Here is a 21,839-nt window from a genome sequence, read left to right on the forward strand (position 1 = left end):
GATTCTCAGCTGAAACCTCCACCGCCTTCAATCTCCCGCCTCAAATCCCCCATACACCAGATTCGAGCTTAGCTCGGTTTTTCGGACCCGCGATGCGTCGAAGCGCAATGTGCTGGCTGAAATCACTGCTCTGTGCACATACATCGCGCTTCTATGCTCCGCTCCGAGGCCAGCCCAGTAGCGAGGCGCGACCAATGTAAGTCGTCCGTCTGCTGCCAAGTTTCGAGCGTAGGTAGATTATTATTGGTGGCAGGTAAATCGAGGTTAAAGGGAAGCGATGGAAGCATTAAAAATTATTGAGCAGGACGGCCGCTACATCTGGGTCGCGCATCCCGCGACCACGAACCCAGGCGGGGTTGGATTTTCGCCGATCAGTTTTTCGACGGAGGACGCCGCAAAGGCGGATTGGGACATCTACCTTAGATCGCCAGGCGACGGCAAGGGACGAACTCTTCGTACAAGAGAACAGATTGAGACACTTCTTCGCGTCGCAGCCGAGACATCCCCGGAATGTAACGGCGCGTCTCTGCCCTCGCCTCAATGGCAGAAGGAAGACGCAAGCGGCTGTAACTGGTACGTCGACATGGACACCGGCGACCCTGTCAAGTGTTTGAAGTATTTGGAGAGCGCCATAATAGGGCTGCAGGCCGCTTACAACCTCATCGACAAAGTAGCGTAGCTCGGCAAGCCGTTAGAAGTCGAATCGCGCGTGTTCCCCTTCAAGACCGCGCTGCGTCGGGTCGTTCACGGCGCGGCCTGTAACTTACTGCGGGGAAGCTAGCGCCGCATTACAACAGGCATACGCGGTTACCTTCCAAGATACCGGTCAGGATTGACTATAAGCTGTCGCCGCATGCCTCGCGAGTCCGTTGCGTGAAAGCGTTCCTGAGACGAACATTCTGGATGGAGTGAGGTCACCCCGCGGAGGTCATCATGCAAGAGCTAGCACTGGTTGGAATCGATCTCGGAAAGCATACGTTTCACTTACATGGCCAGGACGCATCGGGGAGGCAGGTGTTTCGGAAGAAAATCGGCCGGTCCCAAGTTTTGGCTTTTTGCTCCCGTCTGCCTGCCTGCACCATCGCGATGGAGGCTGGTGGCGGTGCACATTTCATGGCGCGCCAGATCGCCCTCCTTGGCCATCAGGTAAAACTCATATCTCCCCGGTTCGTGCGCCCTTTCGTTAAAAGTATCAAAAACGACTTCATGGATGCAGAAGCGATTTGCGAGGCAGCATCTCGGCCGTCGATGCGCTTTGTCACGCCTAAAAGTGAGTCGCAACAGTCGTTATCAGCCTTGCATCGGACCCGACAGTCGTTAATGCAGGAGAGGATACGCACCGGCAATCAGATTCATGCATTTTTGCTGGAGTTCGGCATTGTTATGCCGCGCGGCACTGACATCAAAAAACGTTTGGCTGCCGTGCTTGCCGAACACGATCTGCCAGCGCCGATGATGACCCTGCTTCTACGATTGCGTGATCATTCTGAATATTTGCGAAATCAGATAATGGGCATCGAAAAAGAACTGAGCGCCCAGTTGTCCACCGACGAGTTGGCGCAAAGGTTGCTGACCGTTCCGGGCATCGGACCAATCACTGCTAGCGCCCTCATAGGCGAAATGGGCGACGGCTTGCAGTTCGCATGTGGCCGTGATTTCGCCGCATGGCTCGGGCTTGTCCCTCAACAAATTAGTACTGGCGGCAAAACAACCCTGCGAGGTGTTAGTCGACGGGAAGGCAAGCCGATTCGGACTTTGCTTGTTTTATGCGCAAGGTCCTATATCCTGAGAGTGAACAAGGAGAGCGGTCGGTTAGCGGACTGGGTGCGGTCCCTGATGGCGCGACGACATGCCAATATCGTTGCCTGCGCTCTCGCCAACAAATTGGCCCGCATCGCGTGGGCGGTGGCGACCAAGAAGGCCCCGTTTCAACCATATCCGTCTGTCATGCCGGGCTGACCGGCAGACTGTATCATTCATGCGTTTGCAACCGCCGATGATGAGGTGGACGGCATTACGACGCGACTGCAGCCCGGAAAAAAAGTGGCTCTCGAAGCCGATCATTAAAGGTCCGTCGCGCGAAACGTTCATCCGCGGCTGTACGGCGCAACGGCCGTTGCATGCTATCTGCGTCGTGGAGTTGAACGGCTCGACGCGTTGGCGGGCATTCCAAAAAATTTCTGTGGCTTCTGAAGCCGGTCAAGTTTTCGGAAACGTCAAAGCGAAGTTCAGATCTTCGATTAATGATAGCTTGGTGCCCCTTGTGGGCACTTTTTGTTGCTTCGCGCATCGCTGGGAGTTCGAGCGGCCGCTTGGAATCGCCGAGTTCGAAAGGTCAAACCGTATACGTCCACCTAGACCATGTGCGGCCGATGCCGCCGCAGTGCCAAGCGTATGGGACAACGAATTTATGGTGCTCGGATCAAGTCAGCGAGACCCGGCATGGGAATGCTGGTCAAATGCCGCCAGAAGCGTCATTACCTCCTGACGCAATTCGTCACTTTCGCCCGTAATCGAACCACTTCCCTTCGCCTTCCGAATCGCTTCCCACGTTGTGATGAGGGAACTTAGCTCAATGAGCAGGCCCTCTGAAATGAATGGAAGTTCAGTGTTCATTGAAGTCTTAACGGCACGGGAAATATAGACTTTAGAGACCGAAATCGTTTTTTCGCAGTTTATGACAGTCTCGCTTGTCTCGCCGCTGCTGCCCGGACAGCTTTTACCTGGCGGTTTCAAGGGTGAAGCGCAACAGAGGGATTAATGTTTAGAACTTTGAGGTTGACTTGCTGATGCGAGGGTCGCGGCGAAGACCTCGAATGGTGAATGGAAGTTGTGAGTTGCACGAGGCCGGCTATTCAGACTGTCGGCGATGGCGTCGAGTTCGTCTCGACTGTAGACCGAAAGGTCGGTGCCTTTGGGCAGATACTGTCGCAGCAGCCCGTTGGTGTTTTCGCAAGTGCCGCGTTGCCAGGGACTGTGCGGGTCGCAAAAGTACACGTTCACGCCGGTTGCGGCCGTGAGCTCCCTTGTGGCGCGACATTTCTTTGCCCTGGTCATAAGTGAAGCTCTGCCGCAGTGGCGCGACAATCGAATTGAGTTTGGCGGAGAAGCCTGCCAGCGCCGAAGCTGCGGTGGCGTCTTCCATCTTTGCGAGCAGCACCAGGCGGCTGGTCCGTTCAACCAGAACGCCGACCGAGGACTGGTTGCCCGCGCCCTTGATGAAGTCGCCTTCCCAGTGTCCGGGCAGCAGTCGGTCCTCGATTTCGGGCGGCCGCACATGAATACTGACCATGTCGGGAATCTGTCCGCGTCGGTCTGTGCCGCGTGTACGCGGCATGCGCGTGCTGTGACCACGGCGCAGGCAGGCAATGAGCTGACGGCGCAGTTCGCCGCGCGGCTGGGCGTAGATGGCCGTGTAGATGGTTTCGTGCGAAACCTGCTGGGTCGGGTCGGTCGGATACATACGTTTCAGTGTGCCCGATATCTGCTGGGGTGACCATTTCCACTCAAGCAGGGTGAGAACGATACGCCAGCAGACGCTTTGCAGGCAAAGCTTTGTGGGGGGGCGCCCCGCGCTGCGGCGTGAGGCGCTGAGCGCTTCGGCCGGTACCGATGCGTAGCCTGCGGGAGAGCTGTTTCGCGTCAGTTCACGGCTAACGGTGGCCGGCGAGCGCCCGAGTATCCGGGCCATGGCCCGGATACTCGAACCCTGCAGATGCAGGCTTGCAATGGTCAGGCGCTCTTCAGGTTGTAGTTGCTGGTACTGGGTTCTTTCGTGCATCGCAACACCTTATACGAAACGGTGTTGCACTTCAGATTTGAGGCCGCCCCTTGAATCCCTTCCAGCTCGCCAGAGAGACCGTGAGAGACATGAGGCGAACACAACCGACCGGTTGGGTCGGTTAAGAATTCTGCCATTTCGAGGCGTACAGATTAAAAAAAGAGCCGCATTACGCCCCGGTCATCTGAGGCGTCGCCTGACGCGACTGCTGACCCGCGACACTCAGGACCCGGTTACCAGAATAACGCTACGTTAGTCACAACTAGGACCGAAGGGCTCTTCTAACGTACTTTGTCGGCGGTTACCCTTGTCGCTGCCCATTTTGCAGCAATGTCAGAAAAAGCGCGTTCGGCGCTGGTCCGAAGCGCATCTGCGTCCATACCCATCTGATGAGCTTTGAGAATGTGATATTCGACGAACTTGTTAGCCTCGACGAAATGTTCTATGTCTCCTCCCCCGCAGGGCCACCGTACACGTAGAGTGAACATATGCACATCCGAACTGTGTGTCGACGACAATGAATCGACGACACACCCCGATCTGAGGTCAAGCACATATTGGTTCTGCCTGGAAGTAGCAAACTGCGGAAGCGTTCCCAAGAACGCGACGATCGGATTGAGTCGCTGCATGTATTGGCCCCGAACCTAGTTTTATCATTTCGGCACCGTGGAATCCTAGGGCGACCAAGGGATCGCAGATGCTCGAGTTTTCCGCGATCATCGCATAATTAAGCAAACGACGAAATTCCAGCCTACTTCACTGATTGTTTGCGGCTTAGCAGATTTATTACAGCTTTACTGTTAACAAAAGCATTGCCTCCATGGCATCTGTACTATTGATAAAATCTGTTATCAATAGTAGCCTTCGCGAACGGTGAGCTTTTTCGGGGATGACATGACGCGGCTGGCAGTCAATGGCGCGAGCGGACAAATGAACCTGCTCACGCAACACGATTCTGAGACTGGCCGCCTGTGCCGCTCGCTGCAGTTGAGCGCGACCGAGGATGGTAAAAGCGTGCTCCTGATCGAGACCGATGAGCGGAAAGTCGGTACCCAGCGGGAATATCGCTTCGAAATTACGACGGGTGAACTGATTGCGCTGGTCCGCGCGCACGGCGCTGAGCTCCCAGGAGAAAACCATGTCCGTGCTGCCGAATCGGATTGAACCGGGCCAACGCCTGTCCGATGCGCAGTTCCGTCAGCTGGCGGACGTACCGGCGGAAGCGGAATGGTTTGCCAATCTGGACAATCCGCGCACGCGTCGGGCCTACCGGATCGACCTGCTCGACTTCATGAGCTTTACCGGCATCACCAGGCCCGACGACTTCCGCATCATCACCCGCGCGCACGTGCTGGCCTGGCGCAAAGTACTTGAAGAGCGCGCGCTGTCAGGTGCAACGATTCGGCGCAAGCTGGCCGCGCTCTCCTCCCTCTTCGAATATCTCTGCGAAAGAAACGCGGTGAGTTTCAATCCGGTCAAGGGTGCGAAGCGCCCGAAGGTTGACAGCAACGAAGGAAAGACGCCAGCACTGGGCGACCATCAAGCTCGTGCATTGCTTGATGCACCGGGCTCCGCCTCGCTCAAAGGCAAGCGCGACCGCGCGCTGCTGTCGGTGCTGCTTTATCATGGGCTGCGTCGCGAGGAACTGTGTCTGCTGAAAGTCAGCGACATCCATGCGCGGCGCGGGGTGCCGCACCTGCGAATCCAGGGCAAGGGCAACAAACTGCGTTATCTGCCGCTACATGCGGGCAGCGCCGAACGGATCCATCTCTATCTCGAAGCTGCCGGCCACGGCAAAACTCCTGACGCGCCGCTGTTCCAGCCCGTCCGACGCGGGGTGGGTCAAGGGCTGACCGCCGATGGCGTCTACAAAATCGTCTTGAGCTATGCAGCCACCGCGGGAATCGAACTGCAAGGGTTTAGCGTCCACAGTCTGCGAGCCACAGCAGCGACCAACGCCCTGGAGCATGAAGCTGATATCGCCAAGGTCCAGGAGTGGCTCGGTCATGCAAATATCACCACCACGCGGATCTATGACCGACGCCAAAGCCGCCCCGAAGAATCCCCTACATTCCGGGTCACTTACTAGGCGCACGCGCACCCTCCGCCCCCCCAGACGACGCCCGCGGGATCCGGTGTTCTTACCTGGAAGTCAAGTCTGCAAACCCGCTTATTCGCGCCAGACATTCGCCGCGACTCGTCGGCTTTTGCGGTTATACGCTCACTGGATTACACCGATGTCCTACGCGGCGTTTCTACCAATCATTGTTGCTTTGCGGTCAAGTTGTTCTGCATATCGCCGTTATACGTGAAAGGCAGACATTCGCATTGATGGGCAAACAGCGTGCTTCGGCAACAACAGAATATACCAACGACGGCTCCACGGGCTCGCCCCTTGCGCATTTGCGTATTGCGCTTCTGGCAACGGTGTTGGCCATTGCATCGGCCTGCATCCCGATCTTTACCGCGCTAGGTGTCTTTTTCGTACCGCGAAGCATCAGTTCACCTTCTCGTCGTCGCCGTGATGGCCGCAAAGGCAGCGAACGCGCCGCTGGGGTCAGCGGTCATGCGTCGCATTGTAATTTGATCGGGTTTCCACACAACCTGAACCGAAAGCGGCCCAACAGGTCCAGGTTGCTGTTGTGTGTCCCAAAACCGTCGATAGCAAACCTGACTCCTTTTGCCCTCAGGGAGTCGAATATGGCTGCCGTCCGAGCACTTTCGCCAAGCAAAAACCGCTCTGTCAGTTCCAGGACGAGACTCACACCCGCCGGCAATCCGTCGGCCAAGGTTCCTATCTGTGTGACGAAGCCCTTCCGCTCGAGGTCTGCCGGCGCGACGTTGACCGAGATTCGCAGCGGAATCGCGGGCAGTCTCCGGCTCATCTCGGCGACAGCCGTATTCATTACGAACTCTGTGACTTCCACGAGTATGTCACTTGACTCCGCCTCTTCCATGAACGAGGCCGGGCTTATTATTGCACCCCACTTCGGGTGATGCCATCGCAGCAACGCCTCAACCCCGGGCCAGTTCCCGGCTGACGATGTCGACAATCGGCTAATAGACAACATGGAACTCCTTGCGACGAAGTCCTTGGCGAACGGCGTTCAGCAGGAGCCGGCGCGGCGCGAAGGCAAGCAGATAGGCCGGTGCAATGAGGCTGTCCAACAATAGTTCGACACCCAGGCCTGCCAGCCTGTATTTCCACTGTTATGCCGGAAATAAAAGCAGCGGAGGACGACACAAGGATGGCAAACGGCCATTTCCTCGATCCCACCCCGTCGAATAGGTATCTTTGGGCGTGGACGCCGGGACAAACATCCCTGCAGCGTTCAGTAGCCCGCTGTCACTGACCGGCGTTATGGAGCCATTCCGGGATCGGCGTATTCGCGCCATCCGTCAGCGTCGGATACATACTCCTCACTTGGGGGTGCGGACAGCCAAGGTATCCTAATGCGCCATTAGGTCAGCAACGTTCAGGAATGACTGTGCTGTCAGCGTTTGGCATTAGTTCGTCGCCAGGTAAAAACCGCACAGACGGCGAAGGAAACCCAAAATACTCCGAGCGACAACGCGGCCACCATTTGAGCACTGATGCCACTTCCTTCCAGAAAAATTCGTGTAATTGCGGTGCATGCGCCGGCGCACGAGAAGGATGTCACGAGCCATAAAAAGATTTCAAGCGCGGTCCAGGTCCACTTGGTACGCCTTCGATTCCTTGGGCCTATTTCTGCACCCGCATGCGATAGATGTTCCGCAAGGAGGTCGACATAGATTGCGGAGGCTTGCTGAGGGTTTCCCCCAGCGTTGACAAACGCACTGCCCCAGATCTCGTCGCGACGAATTCCGCTTTCGAATTCCCGAACCGCTTCCCCATATAATTTTTTGACTTCGTCCATAGCGTCTAGTGCTGCCCCAATACGGCAGCCCCCTTTGTTGTGCGTGGTTATAGTTTTTGTCCATCAACGCCGGCCGTGTTTGCTGACCAGCGGTGAGAATTGTAATCGGAGGCTGGCCAATTGCGGAAAGACTTAATCATGAATGCGACAGCCTTCGGGCGCATGTAGAGAGTCATTAGCTACCGGCGGAAGCGCTTTAATTGCCTTGATCCTTCCGGGCATTGTCAAGTTACCGAGAGCGGGACGGGACGACGGCAGGTGACGACTATCAGAAAGCGGCCGACGGATTTTGAGTGAGTTCGACGAATTCTCGCCATGCAACGAACTGAGCAGAGAGTTGTTTGCGATAGATTGAAGCGCGCAGTAGGTGGCGTTTAAGCGCCAAATGTTGCCGGATCGGCCCCAAGCACCAGAGAAATTTTTGTGTGCGTTCAGGGTCGCGAAAGCCGCGCATGCGACGCTCGCGTTCGCGTGTCGGTTGGTGGCTATTCTCTGCGCGGTTGTTCAGCCGAGCTGCCGCTTTGACAAACACGTGCTTCACATTCGCAAGCTCCGGGATCTCGGCTTTTGCCGCCGGATAGCTGCGCGATCAGTGACGATCTTCCGCGGCACCGGGCTCAAACGCAGCACACGCTTGAAGAAGCGTTTGGCGGCAGCCTTGTCGCGCAGCTTTTTGCACCAGAATGTCGAGTTCGGCGCCATGCTCGTCAACCGCACGCAACAGCAGATACGGTTCGCCACGCGGGGTGACGAACATCTCGTCGAGGTGCCACGTGCTACCCGGCTTGCTGCGCGCGCCTTTCGCCCGGAGACTCACCGGCCTGATGACCGTAGGAATCGTTGATCGCCTTGAAGTGATCGAGATCAAGCGCGAGCAGCGAGAAAGGCGCGCCTCCCCGTTTTGCCCGCGCAATCTCCGTCTCGACGCGTTCGATGAACTGGCGCCGGTTCGCCACACCCGTCAGTGGGTCAGTCGCGGCCAGATTTTCGAGCTTCTGGTTGGCCCGCTGCAGTTCCTGCAACGCTCTTTCGGTGCGCGCCATCGCCTCGGCGAGCCGGGCCACCAGTTCTTCCTGACTATAGATGGTCGCAAATGAGCGCGTGGTCTGAAAGGCCTGAACGACGCCGTAGCTGAGCAGGAAAAACCCGGCGGCAAACATCGAGTGCCCGAGCCACAACATGTCATTCCACGGTCTGGCGATGATGAAGGCGAGCGAAGCCAGCGCGAACGATGTGACCGATATCCCGAAGATCACCATCAGCGGCGAACGGATCCGGCGCAGCAGCAACGCACTCACGTTCAGGGTCGAGAAGACGAGCGCACCGCCCTCCATCGACAGTCGCACTGCCAGACTGCCCGCGAGCGGAGAATTCTCGATGACCGCCATCGCAACGTCGATGAGCAGCAAAAATCCAACCCATTTCGCCCAGCGGCGCGCGTTAAGGCGCTGTCCCATATCGTCCGGCGGCCGGTCATACGACAGCAGTCCGGCCAGCAGCTGCACCGACATCAGCAGGCGCGACGCAGGTCCATAGAGCAGGAACAGCCAGATATTGTGATGGGCAAGCCCGGCAAAGGCGCCATGCGGTGCGTAGACCAGCACGAAACCGAAGAACCCGAGGGTCAGCCAGCGGAACAGCGGTTCGCCCGACGAGAGATAACAACGCCAGGTGACGAACAGGTCTTCGAGCATTGCCGCCGCAATCGCGATTTCGTGGAACCCGTGATTCTCGAATCGGAGCGACGGGTCCTGAAAGAAATACAGATAGGCAACGAGGTAAGCCGGCGCCAGCGCGAATCCGGCCAGCAAGACACGCGCGTAAATCCGTGTGGCAAACCGGACCGCTACGGGCGGCTCGTCGATAACCACGCTTGCGCTCACGAGCCACTCCAACAATGGGTCGCGGACGACGGGACGTATCCTGTCGGGCTGGCTTATTCCTCAGGCTATTGGGAGTATATGCGCCGTTTTGCAGATTGGCGTGTTTTGACGTTCGCTTTCTCTCCAAGGCGCTGTGCGGCGTCGACCGCAGATCTAGCGTCCGTTCCTGGTTGCAGTTAATCAAGCAAACGGCGATCGAATGCAAGCACGGCACACTGAATGCAAGCACGGTTGCAATTGATCCGGGCACGCGCGCGCCGTCAGTTGCAGATATTTCGAGCGGGAAACTGCTCCATTTCAAGTCCGGCCGGTTTCAAATCCAAGTCGCTACACCTACCAAGGCAAGTGGGACAGTAAGAAAGACTTCGATGGAAGCGCTCACTGCATCATGGCATTCGGGGCAGGCACTGACGGTTACGGAGACCATGTCCTTGTCCGTCGCGGGCGCTCCCGCCACCGTGCATCGGAAACTGACGAACCTGAAGAAGCAAGGGCTGGTTTCCGTGCACGAAAGCGACATAGATCTTCGCGTCAGGATGCTGGTTCCGACTCGCAGAGCGCTGGATTATTTCGAAAGGCTAGCTGCCTGCCTAGAAGATGCGAAGTTAGGGTAGAGGCTCAGCCAACCGTCGTAGTTCGGCCTGCTCCTGCGAGCAGAAGTCCATGTGGCACGCCAGTTAAACGATCAGAGATGGATAATCCGTTCTGGCCATGCGCAGGGAGCCTGTGTGCCACTTATGCTTCCGTGCGCCTAAAATGCGCTACGGTGACGTCATCAACGAAGTCATCGAACAAGCCATCAAGGAACAGACCACATGAAAAACGACAAAAATCTGTACAACGAAGCCCAACTCGACAATGCAGACAAGCTGCGTCAGCGCTCGTACAGCATACCGGGACAGAAGGCCAGTGCACCGCCAAGCCGGTTTTCACGCATTGGTGGGCTTGTCGCCATCGTCATTTCTATCGCCATCATTGTGCTGGCTGTCGCAAGTCTCATCTTTCACTGACCCATGACCGATAAAACTCGGCAAGATCGCGTTCTGCTGTCACGAGCCGCAAGACCCCGCGTAGCGCGTCCTGTTCTTCGCGTAATGCACGAGCGGCATCGCGCTCAGCGAGCAACTCTTTCAATTGGTCGGCGGTGATCGTAACCTCGATTAGCATACTGCTTGGACCAATATGCCAAGGGCACGTTCAGCTAACGCGGAGATATTCCCGCTTTGTATGTCGCCGGATCGCAGTAATGTTATCGCCGTCGAGCAGCGCGTGCAGCAACTCGGCTGTCATCGTTACGACCTCGGCCTCGTTGTCCGGCCTGATGAAGTGGCTCGTTTCCAATCGTTTGATCATCAGCCAGAAACCGCTACCATCCTAGAAGAGAATCTTGATTCGGTCACGACGCCGGTTCCCGAAGATGTAAAGAGAGGAATCATCGGGTTCAATTGCATTGACTGCTCGACGAGGATTGACAGGCTGTTCATGCCGTAGCGGAAATCGACAGGGCCACGGTGCAGGTAGACGTTCAGCCTTTCGTCGAGCCTGAACACGGCAACCTCCCTAGGATCTGAACTACGGTCGTCAGTTCGTCGATGGTCGCGATCGAGCTGCCCAGCTCAAGTTCGACGCCGTTCGATAGACGCACATGGAGCGCCAGAGACATCGTCATCAAGGGGTGCGTAGCAGATTCGGGTTGATATCGTGCTCCATGGCTGTTCTGGCAATCGATATGCCTCGCTTCAGACACAGACGGATGAGTTCATCACGCGCTTCGTCATCGTATTCGCGTCGGCCATCGCGCTTTTTCGACGATCACCAAACGGCTTCGCAAATCGTTTTTATCTGCCATCGGTGCCAATTCTCTAAGTGTCCACGTGGACACGTAGCATTAGAGTGCAGCGATTTCTACACAAGGGCGTCGCTCATGGACCGCGTCCAATAAAACGATCTCCGTGTTCGGGTCCAGACATGGCGGCCACAATTGAGTATCGGGCCGTCAGCGTTTTGCGGCTAGCCCCACGGATGTGTTCGCCCAAAGCCCCAATAGCGGGCAAGCTGCCGCGTGATGCACGGAAATGTCTCGCGATACGCCTCGATGATCTTTTGGGCATCTACGCGTTCATAAAGGTCTGCGTGGGCGGGGGATTTGCGTTTCGGTGAGGCCATAAGAGTGTGCTTATTTAAAGGTGAGAAAACTGAGCCGCTTGATCTCACGCATAGGTTGATTCCATTTTGAGCATGGCCGGACCACAGCGTCTTCGTAAGTGTTCGATGTCCCACGGTTCTCACAGTTCATCTTCCGTAGAGTCATAAAAAAAGCGGGTGTAGTTCAAAACAGAACGATAAAAGATAGCGCATCGACTATTCGATGCCGGGGACAGTGATGAAGAACCAGCAAACGTGCATCAGGGCCACTGGCCAAGTTGCATCGTCAGGCGCAGTGGCTGCCGTCAGCAACACATCTGGCCACGGTGCGACGCGACAGGGTCGCGCTCCAGCCCTCGATGCCCAGTACATGCCGATCACTTTTTCATCGGAAGTCGGAAGACTTCGTCGAGAAATTCCGCGCAGACCTCTGTCCTCACGGGGACGAAGATCGGTCTTGTGTCCCCTGACCCAGTACGGCTGAAGTCAGGCAAAAAAGCTTCCTGCCATACCTGCTACATGCCGGCGCTCATGTAGCTGGATAACCGTGCGCCTTTAAACTGGAGACTGACCATGAAACGCAATGTCATCACAGCAGCAGTCCTCTCGCTGGCTTCCGTCGCCGCCTTTGCTACGGGTACGAATTCGAGCTCAAGCTCGACCTCGGGCGGCTCGACCGCTGCCGCCGTGATCGGCTTTGGACACTTTACGGCAACCGACGCCGGTGCTGCAAACGGCCACGCTTCGGCCACCGCAGGCTCAGGTTTTGGCTCCACGGGTAACACGACCAACGCAACGACGAGCCACATCAACACATCGCAGGTCGGCGGCTTCGGCTTCGGCGGCTCTACCGCGGGGGGCATGTCGGGTGCCGACGCAGCCGCGAACGCGTGGAGCAAGCTCGGCAACGGATGGCATTAAGCGTTCCGGCTGCATAGGTGCCAGCCCTGAATTCGGGGCACCAGGAGTCAGTTCGCAGGAATGGGATGCTGTTGAACTCCACGATAACGAGCATGACTCTTTCACAGTCTGATAAGGAGTACATATCATGAAAATCAGAATAACCGCTGCTGCGCTGCTCTCTCTCTGTTCCGTTGTCGCGATGGCTGGGACAGGAACGAATTCCAGCTCGAGTTCGAGTTCGGTTGGCCAAACCTCCGCGGCCGTGTCGGGCTCCGGCTTCTTCCAGGCAACCGACTACGGCGCGGCAAACAGTAACGCGCAAGCGCTCGCAGGTGGCGGTTTCGGCGTGACCGGCAACGCCACGAACGCGTCGACCAGCCATACCAACACCTCGACGGTTGGCGGATATGGCCACGGCGGATCGTCCGCGACGGGGCTCTCCGGCGCGGGTGCGGCGGCCAACGCATGGAGCTCGCTCGGGCGCGGCTGGCGCTAGCCGACCCGTTAGAGGCGGCGTCTGCAGAGATCATTGGTCGAACTGGACCCGCCTCGTTTACACCCATAAGAACTATAAATCGTGCTCTGGAATCGCTTGTCGTTGATTGCTGTCGCGGCGTTCCACTTTATTTCGGGAGACTTACAATGACTAGGACCACCTTGTATCTGGCATGCGCAGTTCTGCTTTGTGTTGCGCACGCCGCTTATGCCGATACGACCGCAAATTCATCGTCGGGCTCGATCTCGGGTTCAAGTTCGGTCGGCATCGGCCAGGGCGGCGGCTCCAGCCTGAACAACATCGGAACCTCTTCGAACTCTTCGGCCACCACGAGTTCGAACGCGTCGTCGGTTGGTGGCATCGGACGAGCCACCGCGTCGGGCGGCTCCTCGAACGTCAGCGTGTCGGTCACGGTGCCGGCACTGACGGCATCGACTGGAGCAGGCACGACGGGGGGCAGCGCAACCGACGCTGCCAGCAAGGCCGCCTCGGGCGCAGGATCGAGCGCGTATGATACGAGGGCGACAGTCGACTACAACCAGAGCTCGTACTCCGTGCGAACGACACCGAGCATCGCGGCGCCAGCGCTCACGACGACGCTCTCCGATACCTGTATGGGCTCCACGAGCTTCGGCGTGTCGGTTACCGGCTTCGGCCTGACAGGTGGTACGACGCAGGTTGATCAGGCGTGCGTTCGGCGACTGGATGCGCGCGAGTTCCGCGCGATGGGGCTGACGGATGTCGCGCTGGCGCTGTTGTGCCAGAGCGACGCCAATCGCAAGGCTGTCGAAGCCACCGGCCATCTCTGCCCCGGCACCATCGCGCCCCTTGCCCACGCAGTCGATGCTCCGCAGTATTCGGATGACGAAAAATATCGTGACCCGCTCGTCCGCACCCGACTTGGTCTGCCTGTCGTCGCCGCGGCCAGCGAGCGCACGACGGATCCGAGGGCTCAGCCCGCAGCAGAAAAAGTCAAGGCAGTGCCGACTCCGACGAAGGTCGAACATGATGAGATTGCTGACGCCAAGTCAATGTCGGTCATGCACGACAACATCAAAGTCTCGCTGGCGAAATAGCGTCGCTGGGTGCAATGGCACCTGCACCATGAAAAGGAGATGTGCTCATGCCTTCTCTTCATTTCAAAGGTTGGTTGTTGTCGATAGCCCCGAAAAGGCCAACCCTCGTTTTCCGGTCGAGGCGCCGTATGAAGAGTCATCTCTCGGTTGTGATGCTGTCGCTCGCCGCAGTCGCCGGCGCCAACGCGCAGATAACAGCACCCGCCCTAGCAATCTCCGCGAGCAACGCGGCGGGTTCGCAGGTCACGCCCAACACCCTGCCCTTCGCCTTGCTTGCCTGGAAGGGTGCGATTCCGCTCAAGGTCTCGGAGGGTGGTAAATGCCTCTTGGTCGCGCGCCGGGGACCGCAGATTGTGGCCGTCGAACTGTCGCCGCTCAACGACGGCCCAACGGTGGTGGGATGGTCGACCAGGGAAATCGACATGGATACCGCCACGTCCAGATGGGGCTATGTCGCGCCGAAATGGGCTTCGGATGAGGCGCGGTTCGGCAACCCGGTAACTGCATCGATCGCCGCCTCCAGTAAAACTGTCGCGAAGGAAAGCGCCACGCCCGCAACTTTTTCAAGCTCCGGTGCGCAAAGCAATGCAAGCGTTCAAGCACGCGACCGGGCTGCCGAGGAAAGCGAATCGAGCGAGACGGTGACGGTCAACGGCAAGGCCTACCGGAAGTACAGCCATTTCAAAGCTGCTTCGACCGGGCTTCTCGAGGCCGTCCAGGATGAATACATCTGTCAATGAGGGCGTCGTACGACTACCAGTCGCAGTTGGACAGAACGGGCAGATCGGGCCGCTTCCGATATAAAATAAGACCGCCTTTGCGCGGCGTGTAAAACGCATAACGATGTCAGGCGTGACGCAGGGCTTCCTGCGGACGGGATGGCTTTAACTAAAAGCATCTTTACCGGTGGGAATCAGTTGCTGGGTTGGCTGATTGACGCTGGAGCACCGATCGACGGGGATCCACGGCTGGGCTATCCCCCGATTTTGCAAAGCCTGTGGACGCCCGGCACGTTGGATTTCTTCATTGCCCGGGGCGCGAATGTGAATGCGCAAGGCGGTCAACGTCGCAGTACCGCTCTTCATATAGCGGCCGTTCAAGGGCTTCTGCCACATGTAAGGACACTTTTGGTGGCCGGCGCCGATGCGAATATTATTAACAGCGACGGCGATACTGCGCTAACATTGGCCGCCCGGTACGGCAAACTGGACGCCGTGCGTCTTCTCCTCGAATCTGGTGTACAGCTACATCGTCCGTTCGACCGAAATTATCTATCTTCGAACGTTTGGCAGCATCGATTGCTTACTATGAAAGTCTTCCCTCAGACGACCGGAAAAGAGTCGAGCTACTCGACTACATCGAAGTCGACCGTCTGCTGCGGGAAGCGGAAGAAAACGGCTCATGGACGATTGACCTTGCAACTGGTGAAATACTAGAGCGCTAGCTTGATCTGCTAAGGATGGTTTGCCGGGGCTGCCTGCCTGCCCGCTTGACGACTACTGCGCGGCTCGACAAATTACAAAGGGCGCCGAAGCGCCCTTTGTACTTCATTCTTTCCCAGATCTTATACACCTCATCCCCGTCGCGCTTTCCGACACCGACCACCGAGACCTTGAATCCGACTGAGTACCGCAGACGGTTTGCGCAGACCGATATCTGACCAGCTTGGATAGGTCCCGGGCGCGCCCAGCGTGAACGACACCGCAGGCTGAACGTGATTTATTTTCCGTTTTCTCAAGCGCCCCTATCAGGCATCTGCGCTGCTCCGACAGGTCGGGATCTCATCAGGTCCCCGATCTGACAAATGCAGGTCCTTTTTGTTCCACACGCAGGCAGTGGGCTGTACTGGTTTTTGACATAACGCCTGACCTCGCCTGACGGACTCCAGATCCCGTATGCAATGCTATGCTGATTCCATTCCACTACGGAAAAATCGCAATGGACATTAGCTGGCCGGTCATGGGTGTGACATTGGTGGTGATGGGTATTCACTGGTCGATGGAACGGGGTGCGCGCAAACAGCGCGAACAGCGCATCGCCCGTCTGCGGCGTCCCGCGGTACCGCTTGTCCAGGAACTGCATTGCCCGCACTGCGACCACGTCATCAGTGATGCAGATTTCGGACGTCAGCACGTCCCGTTCGTCCCGCCAACGCGGCGTGATTCACCTTACTTCCGTCGAGATCGCGACGCGACGTGAATATGCCATGCATACGCAAGGCGCCTGACGGCTCTGAATCATGAAAGAGCCCTGTTTTCAAGGGTCTTTCGAGAGTGCTCCAACCGAAAGCGACCTGTTTTCGTATAGCTTTTTAAATTTTCCGCACGACCTGTTCGCACACTGAAAAACCTGTGCTAATGTAGTTCCGCTTCTCGCGTCCCTGACGCATCGACCTACGATCTGGCCTTGAGCCAAGTCCGATTCTTTATGACGCCGGGGTATCCCGGCCGCAGTCATCGCTTACGGCAAGCGCATCGGATTGATCCGCCCTGCGCAGCCCCCTGGGCGACAAAATTTTCCTGAGTGCTTCGGCGGGCTCCCGTAGTCCGTCCATCGAAAACGCACTCATTCCCTGCATCACGGGGCTCACCCGTGCATCACCGTTTTATCCGGGCATGACCCGGGCACACCCATTCCAGCTCTGCGTCCAACGAGTCGCCCATCTAGCGCATCGCGCGCACGCTCCCCGTTCGCTGTGCCGACAGCGAATGCATGCGAGCCCCGCACGATGACTTCACCGCCTTCCGCGACCCGCCCGCCGGGAACGCTCAACGAAGGTCACCGCATGGATTCTGCAGCGTCACTGCTTCGCCCCGCGGAGCAGTGACGCTCTTTCGAACACCCCTGTCGCCCGCGTCAGTCAAGGCGCCCATCTACCGACGTGATAGTTACGCGCCAGTCAGCGCGTCGAACCGGCCAACCGGCGAACGACAAACGACCTGATCGGCATGCAGTACCCCGGCCACGCGAAACCCACCTCCAGGTGGCGGCCACCCCTCCCTAAACGGAAGCAGGACCCGGCTCGCTGGAGCGCACCGGCACGACGCAAAAAGCACTGAATCAACCACGAACCATCCCAACAGAAGATGACTATGAGCAAGTCCACGTCACCTCCGAACCGGCCACGATCGATTGAAGCGAAGTTCATGGCGGCGTCGCTCCATAAGGGCGCGGCGACCCTGACCCGGCAGAAGATGCGTACCACCTTCTTGGCGTTCGCCGCGCATGCGAAGCAGCGGCGCTACGGGCCGGTCGATCCGGCCACCGTCACGGAAAAGCAGCTCCGGAACTACGTGGCCGCGCGCATCGAGGCGGGGATCACGCCGCGCACGATCCAGAACGAGGTCAGTCATCTGCGCCGCGCATTGCGCGGCGTCGGACGCGGCGAGTGGGCCGATGGGGTGACGAATGCGCAGCTCGGCGTGCCCGCCGGCACGCGTATCGGCACCGGACGCGTAGTCGATGCAAACGTGCTCGAGCTGGCGCTCGAACGCGCACAGGCCGACACCCGCGCATGGATCCAGCTCGAGCGGTACTTGGGCCTGCGACGCGAGGAGATGATCGAAAGCCACCGGAGCCTGAAACAGTGGGAGGCGGCACTGGCGCGCGGCCAGAGCTTCATCACGATCCGTCATGGCACCAAGGGTGGACGCGTGAGGGATACGGCCATTCCGGCGCCCTACCGTGCGCGGGCGCTGGAGGCGGTCAGGGCCGCGCTGGAAGTCATGACGGGGCGGCAATACCTAGTCGATGCGCCCACCGATCGCGCGGCCCAGAAGCAGGTTCAGGACCGGTTTGCGGCGCTCGGGCTGACGGGCCGGGACTCCGGACACGCCTTGCGCCGGGCCTTCTGCCGCGACAACTACGAGCACTACCTGGGCGCAGGCTACAGCACCAAAGAGGCGCTCGCACTGTGTTCGCGCGACCTGGGCCACGGCGAGGGCCGGGGCCGCTGGGTCTGGAACAACTACCTCAGGGCGACCTATGAGCTGCAAACCTGAATTCATAGCCGCCCATCGTCTGCCGAAAGGCAGCGTGTGGAAGGTCAAAGCTGAGCTGGTGGGCGGAACCCGTCTGGAGGGTCTCCCTGAATCCGCAGACGCTCTGCCGAAGGTGCGAATATCTCCTGAGGCATTCCACGCCCTCAGGGGACTCAGGAATCGCGGTGAGACAATCCGGGAGGTGATGGAGCGGCTGATCTTCGGCGCAGCCGGCAAACCATGACATGCTTCGGGATCTGATGACGGTCTGTGCCCGGCAGTGAAACTGATATAAAAGTGTCAGTTATCTGACACTTTTGCCGAAAGATTCAGCGAGGGTGCATCTGCCGGGACCGAACTGATAGAAAAGTGCCAGTTATCTGACACTTCGCACGGCGCGGTGCGAGGCCGCATTGCCATTAAGCGTACGGAGCATGAAGTCAACCGTCAGGCCAACCCGATCCACCGCTCGATAAAGGTGAACCCACTTACCACGAATCTTCAGGTAAGTCTCATCGACACGCCATGAGTGGCCGGTGGGCCTGCTAATGCGGTTCCACCGTTTGACGAACTCCGGTGCAAAGCGCCGCACCCAGCGCAGGATCGTCGTGTGCGCCAGCGACATACCCCGTTCTGCCATCATTTCGACCAGATCGCGCAGGCTAAGCTTGTAGCGCACTTACCAGCGAACGCACACAATGTGATCACATCGCGGTCAAAGTGACGGCCTGCGAACAGTTCGTCAAGGCTTTTCAGCTTGCTCATCGTCGGTTCTCAATTCGTTCAGCCTGACACGTTAACCGATTTGCTGCCGGGGACGCGAACAACTCGATGGGGCTTTGAGAAACTCCGCGGCTTGTTCTCGCAGAAGGTGAGCTATGAACTGGTGATCTAGAAGCGCAAGCTATTACCGCGCGTCAGAACCTGTGCCGCACTCCGATGCTGACAATCGCCTGCGATTGCGCCGCCGACGAGTGACCGTTGCCCTTGTCCGTCACCGAAGCGGTTGCGGCGATAGGATTGCCCAGCGCATCGAGCGTCGTGCCTGAAGCATGCTGATATCCCCCCATCAGATACACCGTCGAGCGCGTCGACAGGCTGTACTGCGCACCGAGCGATACAGTGTGATATTGCGCTCGATCGCCCACGCCATCCACTTCGCCTCCGCGGGTGTAGCTGTAGCCAGCGAACAGCCGCACCGACGGCCGCAGCGTCCACTGCGCGAACACGCCCGCAATATTGAAGGTGGCATGTCCGTTGAACAGCGAGTCCGCGCCCGAACGGTACTGCACATTGCTGTAGTTCACGCCGACAATCGCCGGTCCGAAATCGTAAGTGGCTCCTGCACCGATGATCTGCTGCGACTGCGCGCTCGCATAACCTTCGTTGATCGACGAGTTGAACAAACCGTCATCGGTGCCTTGCCATTTGCCCGCTGTCGTATCGTCGGCACCGCTCTTGCTGTTGTCGGAGCGCTCATAGCCGGCACCCACGTGAACTGGTCCATTCGCATATGATGCACCGACGCTCCACGTGTTCTGCTGTTTCAGGCTGCCCGGCTGGCCGCCGAAACCGTACATCGCGCCGAACGTGAACCCTGCGTAGGTCGGGCTGGTGTACTTGACCGAATTGTTGACGCGAGCGGTCTGGTCGAGGTCGTCGATATCGCCCGGATGCGCACCGTAGCCGCCCACCAGCGACACCGCCGCGACCGGACTGACGAAGTCGTTGAGCGACGTGTACTGGCGTCCCATCGTGATGGTCCCGTATTGTCTGTTGCCGATCCCAACGTAAGCCTGACGGCCGAATATGCCGCCGTTCTGGCCGCTCTTGCCATTTGTGATGTCGAAGCCGTCTTCGAGCAGGAACAGCGCGGTCCAGCCGGCGCCAAGCTGGTCAGTGCCCTTGATGCCCCAGCGGCTGCCGGACAGATTCCCGCTCGTGGCGGCGACGTTCGAATGACCGCTATACGCCCCGGTCGAACCAATGCGTTCGTTGCTGCGGTAACTGATGCCTGCATCGACGATGCCGTAGAGCGTCACCGAACTCTGCGCGGAGGCGATCCCCGCGAACGACAGCAGGAGGGGCGTGGCAAACCAATATTTTTTCATCGTTGTCATGTGTTTGATAAGGCGTCAATCTCAGGTCGCTTGGGCGGCGAGTTTTCTTCGTTCCGCGCGAACGCAGCCCCGCCTCGGGCAGTGAGGGCGGTTGACGTCAAGCGGGATTAAGCGGCGCAGAGAATGCGGCCGACGTGCACTGAAAACGGGTGCGACGTCAGCCTGCGCGCAGATGTTGATTCAGTGGCGACGCACAGCGTCCGGAGGCAGTTCGGGCGCTGTCACGGTAACTGCCTTGCGAACCTTCGCGACATCCGACGCCGTGACCGTCGAGCCGGTATTGCCCCAACTCGTCCGCACGAAGCTGGTCACGTCGGCGACTTCTGCGTCGTTCAGACGCCAGCCGAACGCGGGCATCGTGAAAGTCGACGGCGCGGTTTTCGTGCCCTGCAGCGCGCTGCCCGACAGCAGTACGTGAATGATCGAGGTCGCATCGTTGCCCTGCAAGACCGGATTGCCGCCAAGTGCCGGGAACAGGCCTGTGTAGCCGCGTCCGTCGCTGCGGTGGCAGGACGCACAGTTGTCGCGATAGACCGCCGCACCTCTCGCGCTGGCGTGGCCGGTTCGCAGCGCGCGGGCGGCGCTGTCGTCGTAGACGTAAGGCTTTTCGGCAGGATCGCTGGACGGCAGCGTCTTGATGTAGCGCGCCATCGCGATGACGTCCGCGTCGCTCATGTATTGCGCGCTGTGCTGCACGACATCCGTCATTCCGCCGAAGGCAGCTGCGTGCGCGGTGCGGCCGGTCTTCAGGAATTGCACGAGGTCCGCTTCGCTCCATGCGCCGACGCCGGTGCGCGGATTGCCGCGCAAGCTCGATGGGACCCAGCCGTCGATCGCTGCGCCGCCGGACAGATAGCTCGGTCCGTCGAGATCGTCCAGCGCGAGTTCCTGCATCGTCACGCTTCGCGGCGTGTGGCAGGCGCCGCAGTGGCCGAGGCCTTGAACCAGATACGCGCCGCGTGCGAGAACCGGATCGCTGTAATGAGCCGCATCGAATGCGTGGGGATTGGGCGCGAACAGATGACGCCAGATGCCGAGCGGCCAGCGGATCGACAACGGCCAGACGATATCGACAGGACGATTGGTCTGTTCCACAGGCGCGACGCCGTGCGTGAAATACGCGTACAGCGCGTGCATATCGTCGTCGCTGAGACGCGCGTACGATGGGTAGGGCATCGCCGGATATAGCGTGTCGCCGTTCGGACGCACGCCCGCGCGTACCGCGCGATCGAATTGCGCGAAGGTCCACAAGCCGATGCCGGTGTTGCGCTCCGGCGTAATGTTGGTCGAGTAGATCGCGCCGATCGGCGTGTCGAATTTCAATCCGCCCGCGAACGGTTTGCCCGACGGCGCCGAGTGACACGCGATGCAATCGCCGGCGCGCGCGAGGTACTCGCCGTGCGCGATGAGCGCGGCGTCGTTTGTGCTGGAGGGTGCGGCTTGTGCGGATGGTGCGGTTTGTGCCGCGTCAACCGTGAGCGGCCCGAACAACGTTGCGCAAGCACTCACGGCCCCCACGGCGCGGCGCATGCGCTTCGAAACAGTTATCGTCATGC

At 58.8% G+C, this 21,839-nt stretch carries 19 protein-coding genes and 5 pseudogenes; 12 read left to right on the forward strand and 12 right to left on the reverse strand.

The window, feature by feature from the left end:
- The first annotated feature begins 277 nt into the window (after window positions 1-277).
- Together AB6809_RS30955 and AB6809_RS30960 are read left to right on the forward strand one after the other, a co-directional pair.
- Window positions 278-679, forward strand: coding sequence for a hypothetical protein (locus AB6809_RS30955; protein WP_371027952.1), 402 nt, complete (start codon window positions 278-280; stop codon window positions 677-679).
- 254 nt (window positions 680-933) lie between these two features.
- Complete coding sequence (locus tag AB6809_RS30960; protein ID WP_371027953.1) at window positions 934-1,959, forward strand: IS110 family transposase; 1,026 nt, start codon at window positions 934-936, stop codon at window positions 1,957-1,959.
- Window positions 1,960-2,757: 798 nt separating this feature from the next.
- Here AB6809_RS30960 and AB6809_RS30965 read toward each other — a convergent pair.
- Window positions 2,758-3,781: pseudogene (locus AB6809_RS30965) on the reverse strand (IS30 family transposase).
- Between the two features lie 894 nt (window positions 3,782-4,675).
- Here AB6809_RS30965 and AB6809_RS30970 point away from each other — a divergent pair.
- Entirely contained in the window at window positions 4,676-4,945 is a 270-nt protein-coding gene (locus AB6809_RS30970) for a hypothetical protein (protein ID WP_371027954.1), read from the forward strand.
- On the forward strand, window positions 4,920-5,870 hold the full coding sequence (locus AB6809_RS30975) for a tyrosine-type recombinase/integrase (protein ID WP_371027955.1): 951 nt from the start codon (window positions 4,920-4,922) through the stop codon (window positions 5,868-5,870). The genes AB6809_RS30970 and AB6809_RS30975 overlap by 26 nt, the downstream gene beginning before the upstream one ends.
- 475 nt (window positions 5,871-6,345) lie before the next feature.
- Here AB6809_RS30975 and AB6809_RS30980 read toward each other — a convergent pair whose 3' ends face one another.
- The 4 genes and pseudogenes from AB6809_RS30980 to AB6809_RS30995 form a co-directional block, all read right to left on the reverse strand.
- Window positions 6,346-6,852, reverse strand: coding sequence for an EAL domain-containing protein (locus AB6809_RS30980; RefSeq protein ID WP_371027956.1), 507 nt, complete (start codon window positions 6,850-6,852; stop codon window positions 6,346-6,348).
- 423 nt (window positions 6,853-7,275) lie between these two features.
- Entirely contained in the window at window positions 7,276-7,680 is a 405-nt protein-coding gene (locus AB6809_RS30985; RefSeq protein WP_371027957.1) for a hypothetical protein, read from the reverse strand.
- A 268-nt stretch (window positions 7,681-7,948) separates the two neighbouring features.
- Window positions 7,949-8,488, reverse strand: a pseudogene (locus AB6809_RS30990) (transposase); the annotation flags it as partial.
- A 4-nt stretch (window positions 8,489-8,492) separates the two neighbouring features.
- A pseudogene (locus AB6809_RS30995) lies at window positions 8,493-9,563 on the reverse strand (GGDEF domain-containing protein); the annotation flags it as partial.
- Window positions 9,564-10,378: 815 nt separating this feature from the next.
- Between AB6809_RS30995 and AB6809_RS31000 the strand changes: the two are divergent.
- Window positions 10,379-10,573: a hypothetical protein gene (locus tag AB6809_RS31000; protein WP_371027958.1), complete on the forward strand. Its 195-nt coding sequence runs from the start codon at window positions 10,379-10,381 to the stop codon at window positions 10,571-10,573.
- Between the two features lie 187 nt (window positions 10,574-10,760).
- On the opposite strand, the gene AB6809_RS31005 is transcribed toward AB6809_RS31000, so the two are convergent.
- The 3 genes and pseudogenes from AB6809_RS31005 to AB6809_RS31015 form a co-directional block, all read right to left on the reverse strand.
- Window positions 10,761-10,916, reverse strand: a complete 156-nt coding sequence (locus AB6809_RS31005) for a hypothetical protein (protein WP_371027959.1) — start codon at window positions 10,914-10,916, stop codon at window positions 10,761-10,763.
- Window positions 10,916-11,113 carry an IS66 family insertion sequence element accessory protein TnpB gene (gene tnpB / locus AB6809_RS31010; RefSeq protein ID WP_371027960.1) on the reverse strand — a complete coding sequence of 66 codons (198 nt, stop codon included), beginning with the start codon at window positions 11,111-11,113 and terminating at the stop codon, window positions 10,916-10,918. The genes AB6809_RS31005 and tnpB overlap by 1 nt, the downstream gene beginning before the upstream one ends.
- Window positions 11,089-11,412 (reverse strand): annotated as a pseudogene (locus tag AB6809_RS31015) (transposase). Before AB6809_RS31015 ends, tnpB begins: the two are co-directional and overlap by 25 nt.
- A gap of 869 nt (window positions 11,413-12,281) precedes the next feature.
- Here AB6809_RS31015 and AB6809_RS31020 point away from each other — a divergent pair.
- Together AB6809_RS31020 and AB6809_RS31025 are read left to right on the forward strand one after the other, a co-directional pair.
- On the forward strand, window positions 12,282-12,629 hold the full coding sequence (locus tag AB6809_RS31020; RefSeq protein ID WP_371027961.1) for a hypothetical protein: 348 nt from the start codon (window positions 12,282-12,284) through the stop codon (window positions 12,627-12,629).
- Between the two features lie 127 nt (window positions 12,630-12,756).
- Window positions 12,757-13,107 carry a hypothetical protein gene (locus tag AB6809_RS31025; protein ID WP_371027962.1) on the forward strand — a complete coding sequence of 117 codons (351 nt, stop codon included), beginning with the start codon at window positions 12,757-12,759 and terminating at the stop codon, window positions 13,105-13,107.
- A 205-nt stretch (window positions 13,108-13,312) separates the two neighbouring features.
- On the opposite strand, the gene AB6809_RS31030 is transcribed toward AB6809_RS31025, so the two are convergent.
- The gene (locus tag AB6809_RS31030; protein ID WP_371027963.1) at window positions 13,313-13,588 is read right to left on the reverse strand and encodes a hypothetical protein; all 276 of its coding nucleotides are present in this window, start codon (window positions 13,586-13,588) and stop codon (window positions 13,313-13,315) included.
- 133 nt (window positions 13,589-13,721) lie between these two features.
- On the opposite strand from AB6809_RS31030, the gene AB6809_RS31035 reads away from it, so the two are divergent.
- The 5 genes from AB6809_RS31035 to AB6809_RS31055 all read left to right on the forward strand — a co-directional run bounded on the left by AB6809_RS31035 (window position 13,722) and on the right by AB6809_RS31055 (window position 18,184).
- Window positions 13,722-14,183 carry a hypothetical protein gene (locus tag AB6809_RS31035; RefSeq protein ID WP_371027964.1) on the forward strand — a complete coding sequence of 154 codons (462 nt, stop codon included), beginning with the start codon at window positions 13,722-13,724 and terminating at the stop codon, window positions 14,181-14,183.
- 128 nt (window positions 14,184-14,311) lie between these two features.
- A complete protein-coding gene (locus AB6809_RS31040; protein WP_371027965.1) occupies window positions 14,312-14,923 on the forward strand; it encodes a hypothetical protein in 612 nt (203 codons plus the stop codon).
- A 138-nt stretch (window positions 14,924-15,061) separates the two neighbouring features.
- Entirely contained in the window at window positions 15,062-15,619 is a 558-nt protein-coding gene (locus AB6809_RS31045; RefSeq protein ID WP_371027966.1) for an ankyrin repeat domain-containing protein, read from the forward strand.
- A gap of 469 nt (window positions 15,620-16,088) precedes the next feature.
- A complete protein-coding gene (locus AB6809_RS31050; protein ID WP_371027967.1) occupies window positions 16,089-16,382 on the forward strand; it encodes a hypothetical protein in 294 nt (97 codons plus the stop codon).
- Between the two features lie 893 nt (window positions 16,383-17,275).
- Entirely contained in the window at window positions 17,276-18,184 is a 909-nt protein-coding gene (locus tag AB6809_RS31055; RefSeq protein WP_371027968.1) for an integrase domain-containing protein, read from the forward strand.
- Between the two features lie 409 nt (window positions 18,185-18,593).
- On the opposite strand, the pseudogene AB6809_RS31060 reads toward AB6809_RS31055, so the two are convergent.
- The 3 genes and pseudogenes from AB6809_RS31060 to AB6809_RS31070 all read right to left on the reverse strand — a co-directional run.
- Window positions 18,594-18,928: pseudogene (locus AB6809_RS31060) on the reverse strand (IS6 family transposase); the annotation flags it as partial.
- A 152-nt stretch (window positions 18,929-19,080) separates the two neighbouring features.
- A complete protein-coding gene (locus AB6809_RS31065; RefSeq protein WP_371027969.1) occupies window positions 19,081-20,274 on the reverse strand; it encodes a porin in 1,194 nt (397 codons plus the stop codon).
- Between the two features lie 189 nt (window positions 20,275-20,463).
- Window positions 20,464-21,837 carry a cytochrome c gene (locus AB6809_RS31070; protein WP_371027970.1) on the reverse strand — a complete coding sequence of 458 codons (1,374 nt, stop codon included), beginning with the start codon at window positions 21,835-21,837 and terminating at the stop codon, window positions 20,464-20,466.
- Window positions 21,838-21,839 lie beyond the last annotated feature (2 nt).

The organism is Paraburkholderia sp. RCC_158 (assembly GCF_041355255.1).
In the GTDB taxonomy this organism is placed as follows: domain Bacteria; phylum Pseudomonadota; class Gammaproteobacteria; order Burkholderiales; family Burkholderiaceae; genus Paraburkholderia; species Paraburkholderia graminis.

Bases quoted from the DNA above. Each gene is read 5' to 3' on its own strand.
- AB6809_RS30960 (WP_371027953.1), top strand. From the start codon at position 934: ATGCAAGAGCTAGCACTGGTTGGAATCGATCTCGGAAAGCATACGTTT.
- AB6809_RS31065 (WP_371027969.1), bottom strand. From the start codon at position 20,274: ATGAAAAAATATTGGTTTGCCACGCCCCTCCTGCTGTCGTTCGCGGGG.
- AB6809_RS31050 (WP_371027967.1), top strand. From the start codon at position 16,089: ATGCTGATTCCATTCCACTACGGAAAAATCGCAATGGACATTAGCTGG.
- AB6809_RS31040 (WP_371027965.1), top strand. From the start codon at position 14,312: ATGAAGAGTCATCTCTCGGTTGTGATGCTGTCGCTCGCCGCAGTCGCC.
- AB6809_RS31045 (WP_371027966.1), top strand. From the start codon at position 15,062: ATGGCTTTAACTAAAAGCATCTTTACCGGTGGGAATCAGTTGCTGGGT.
- AB6809_RS30970 (WP_371027954.1), top strand. From the start codon at position 4,676: ATGACGCGGCTGGCAGTCAATGGCGCGAGCGGACAAATGAACCTGCTC.
- AB6809_RS31035 (WP_371027964.1), top strand. From the start codon at position 13,722: ATGGGCTCCACGAGCTTCGGCGTGTCGGTTACCGGCTTCGGCCTGACA.
- AB6809_RS30975 (WP_371027955.1), top strand. From the start codon at position 4,920: ATGTCCGTGCTGCCGAATCGGATTGAACCGGGCCAACGCCTGTCCGAT.
- AB6809_RS31005 (WP_371027959.1), bottom strand. From the start codon at position 10,916: ATGATCAAACGATTGGAAACGAGCCACTTCATCAGGCCGGACAACGAG.
- AB6809_RS31020 (WP_371027961.1), top strand. From the start codon at position 12,282: ATGAAACGCAATGTCATCACAGCAGCAGTCCTCTCGCTGGCTTCCGTC.
- AB6809_RS31070 (WP_371027970.1), bottom strand. From the start codon at position 21,837: ATGACGATAACTGTTTCGAAGCGCATGCGCCGCGCCGTGGGGGCCGTG.
- AB6809_RS31055 (WP_371027968.1), top strand. From the start codon at position 17,276: ATGAGCAAGTCCACGTCACCTCCGAACCGGCCACGATCGATTGAAGCG.
- AB6809_RS30985 (WP_371027957.1), bottom strand. From the start codon at position 7,680: ATGGACGAAGTCAAAAAATTATATGGGGAAGCGGTTCGGGAATTCGAA.
- AB6809_RS31000 (WP_371027958.1), top strand. From the start codon at position 10,379: ATGAAAAACGACAAAAATCTGTACAACGAAGCCCAACTCGACAATGCA.
- AB6809_RS30980 (WP_371027956.1), bottom strand. From the start codon at position 6,852: ATGTTGTCTATTAGCCGATTGTCGACATCGTCAGCCGGGAACTGGCCC.
- AB6809_RS30955 (WP_371027952.1), top strand. From the start codon at position 278: ATGGAAGCATTAAAAATTATTGAGCAGGACGGCCGCTACATCTGGGTC.
- AB6809_RS31025 (WP_371027962.1), top strand. From the start codon at position 12,757: ATGAAAATCAGAATAACCGCTGCTGCGCTGCTCTCTCTCTGTTCCGTT.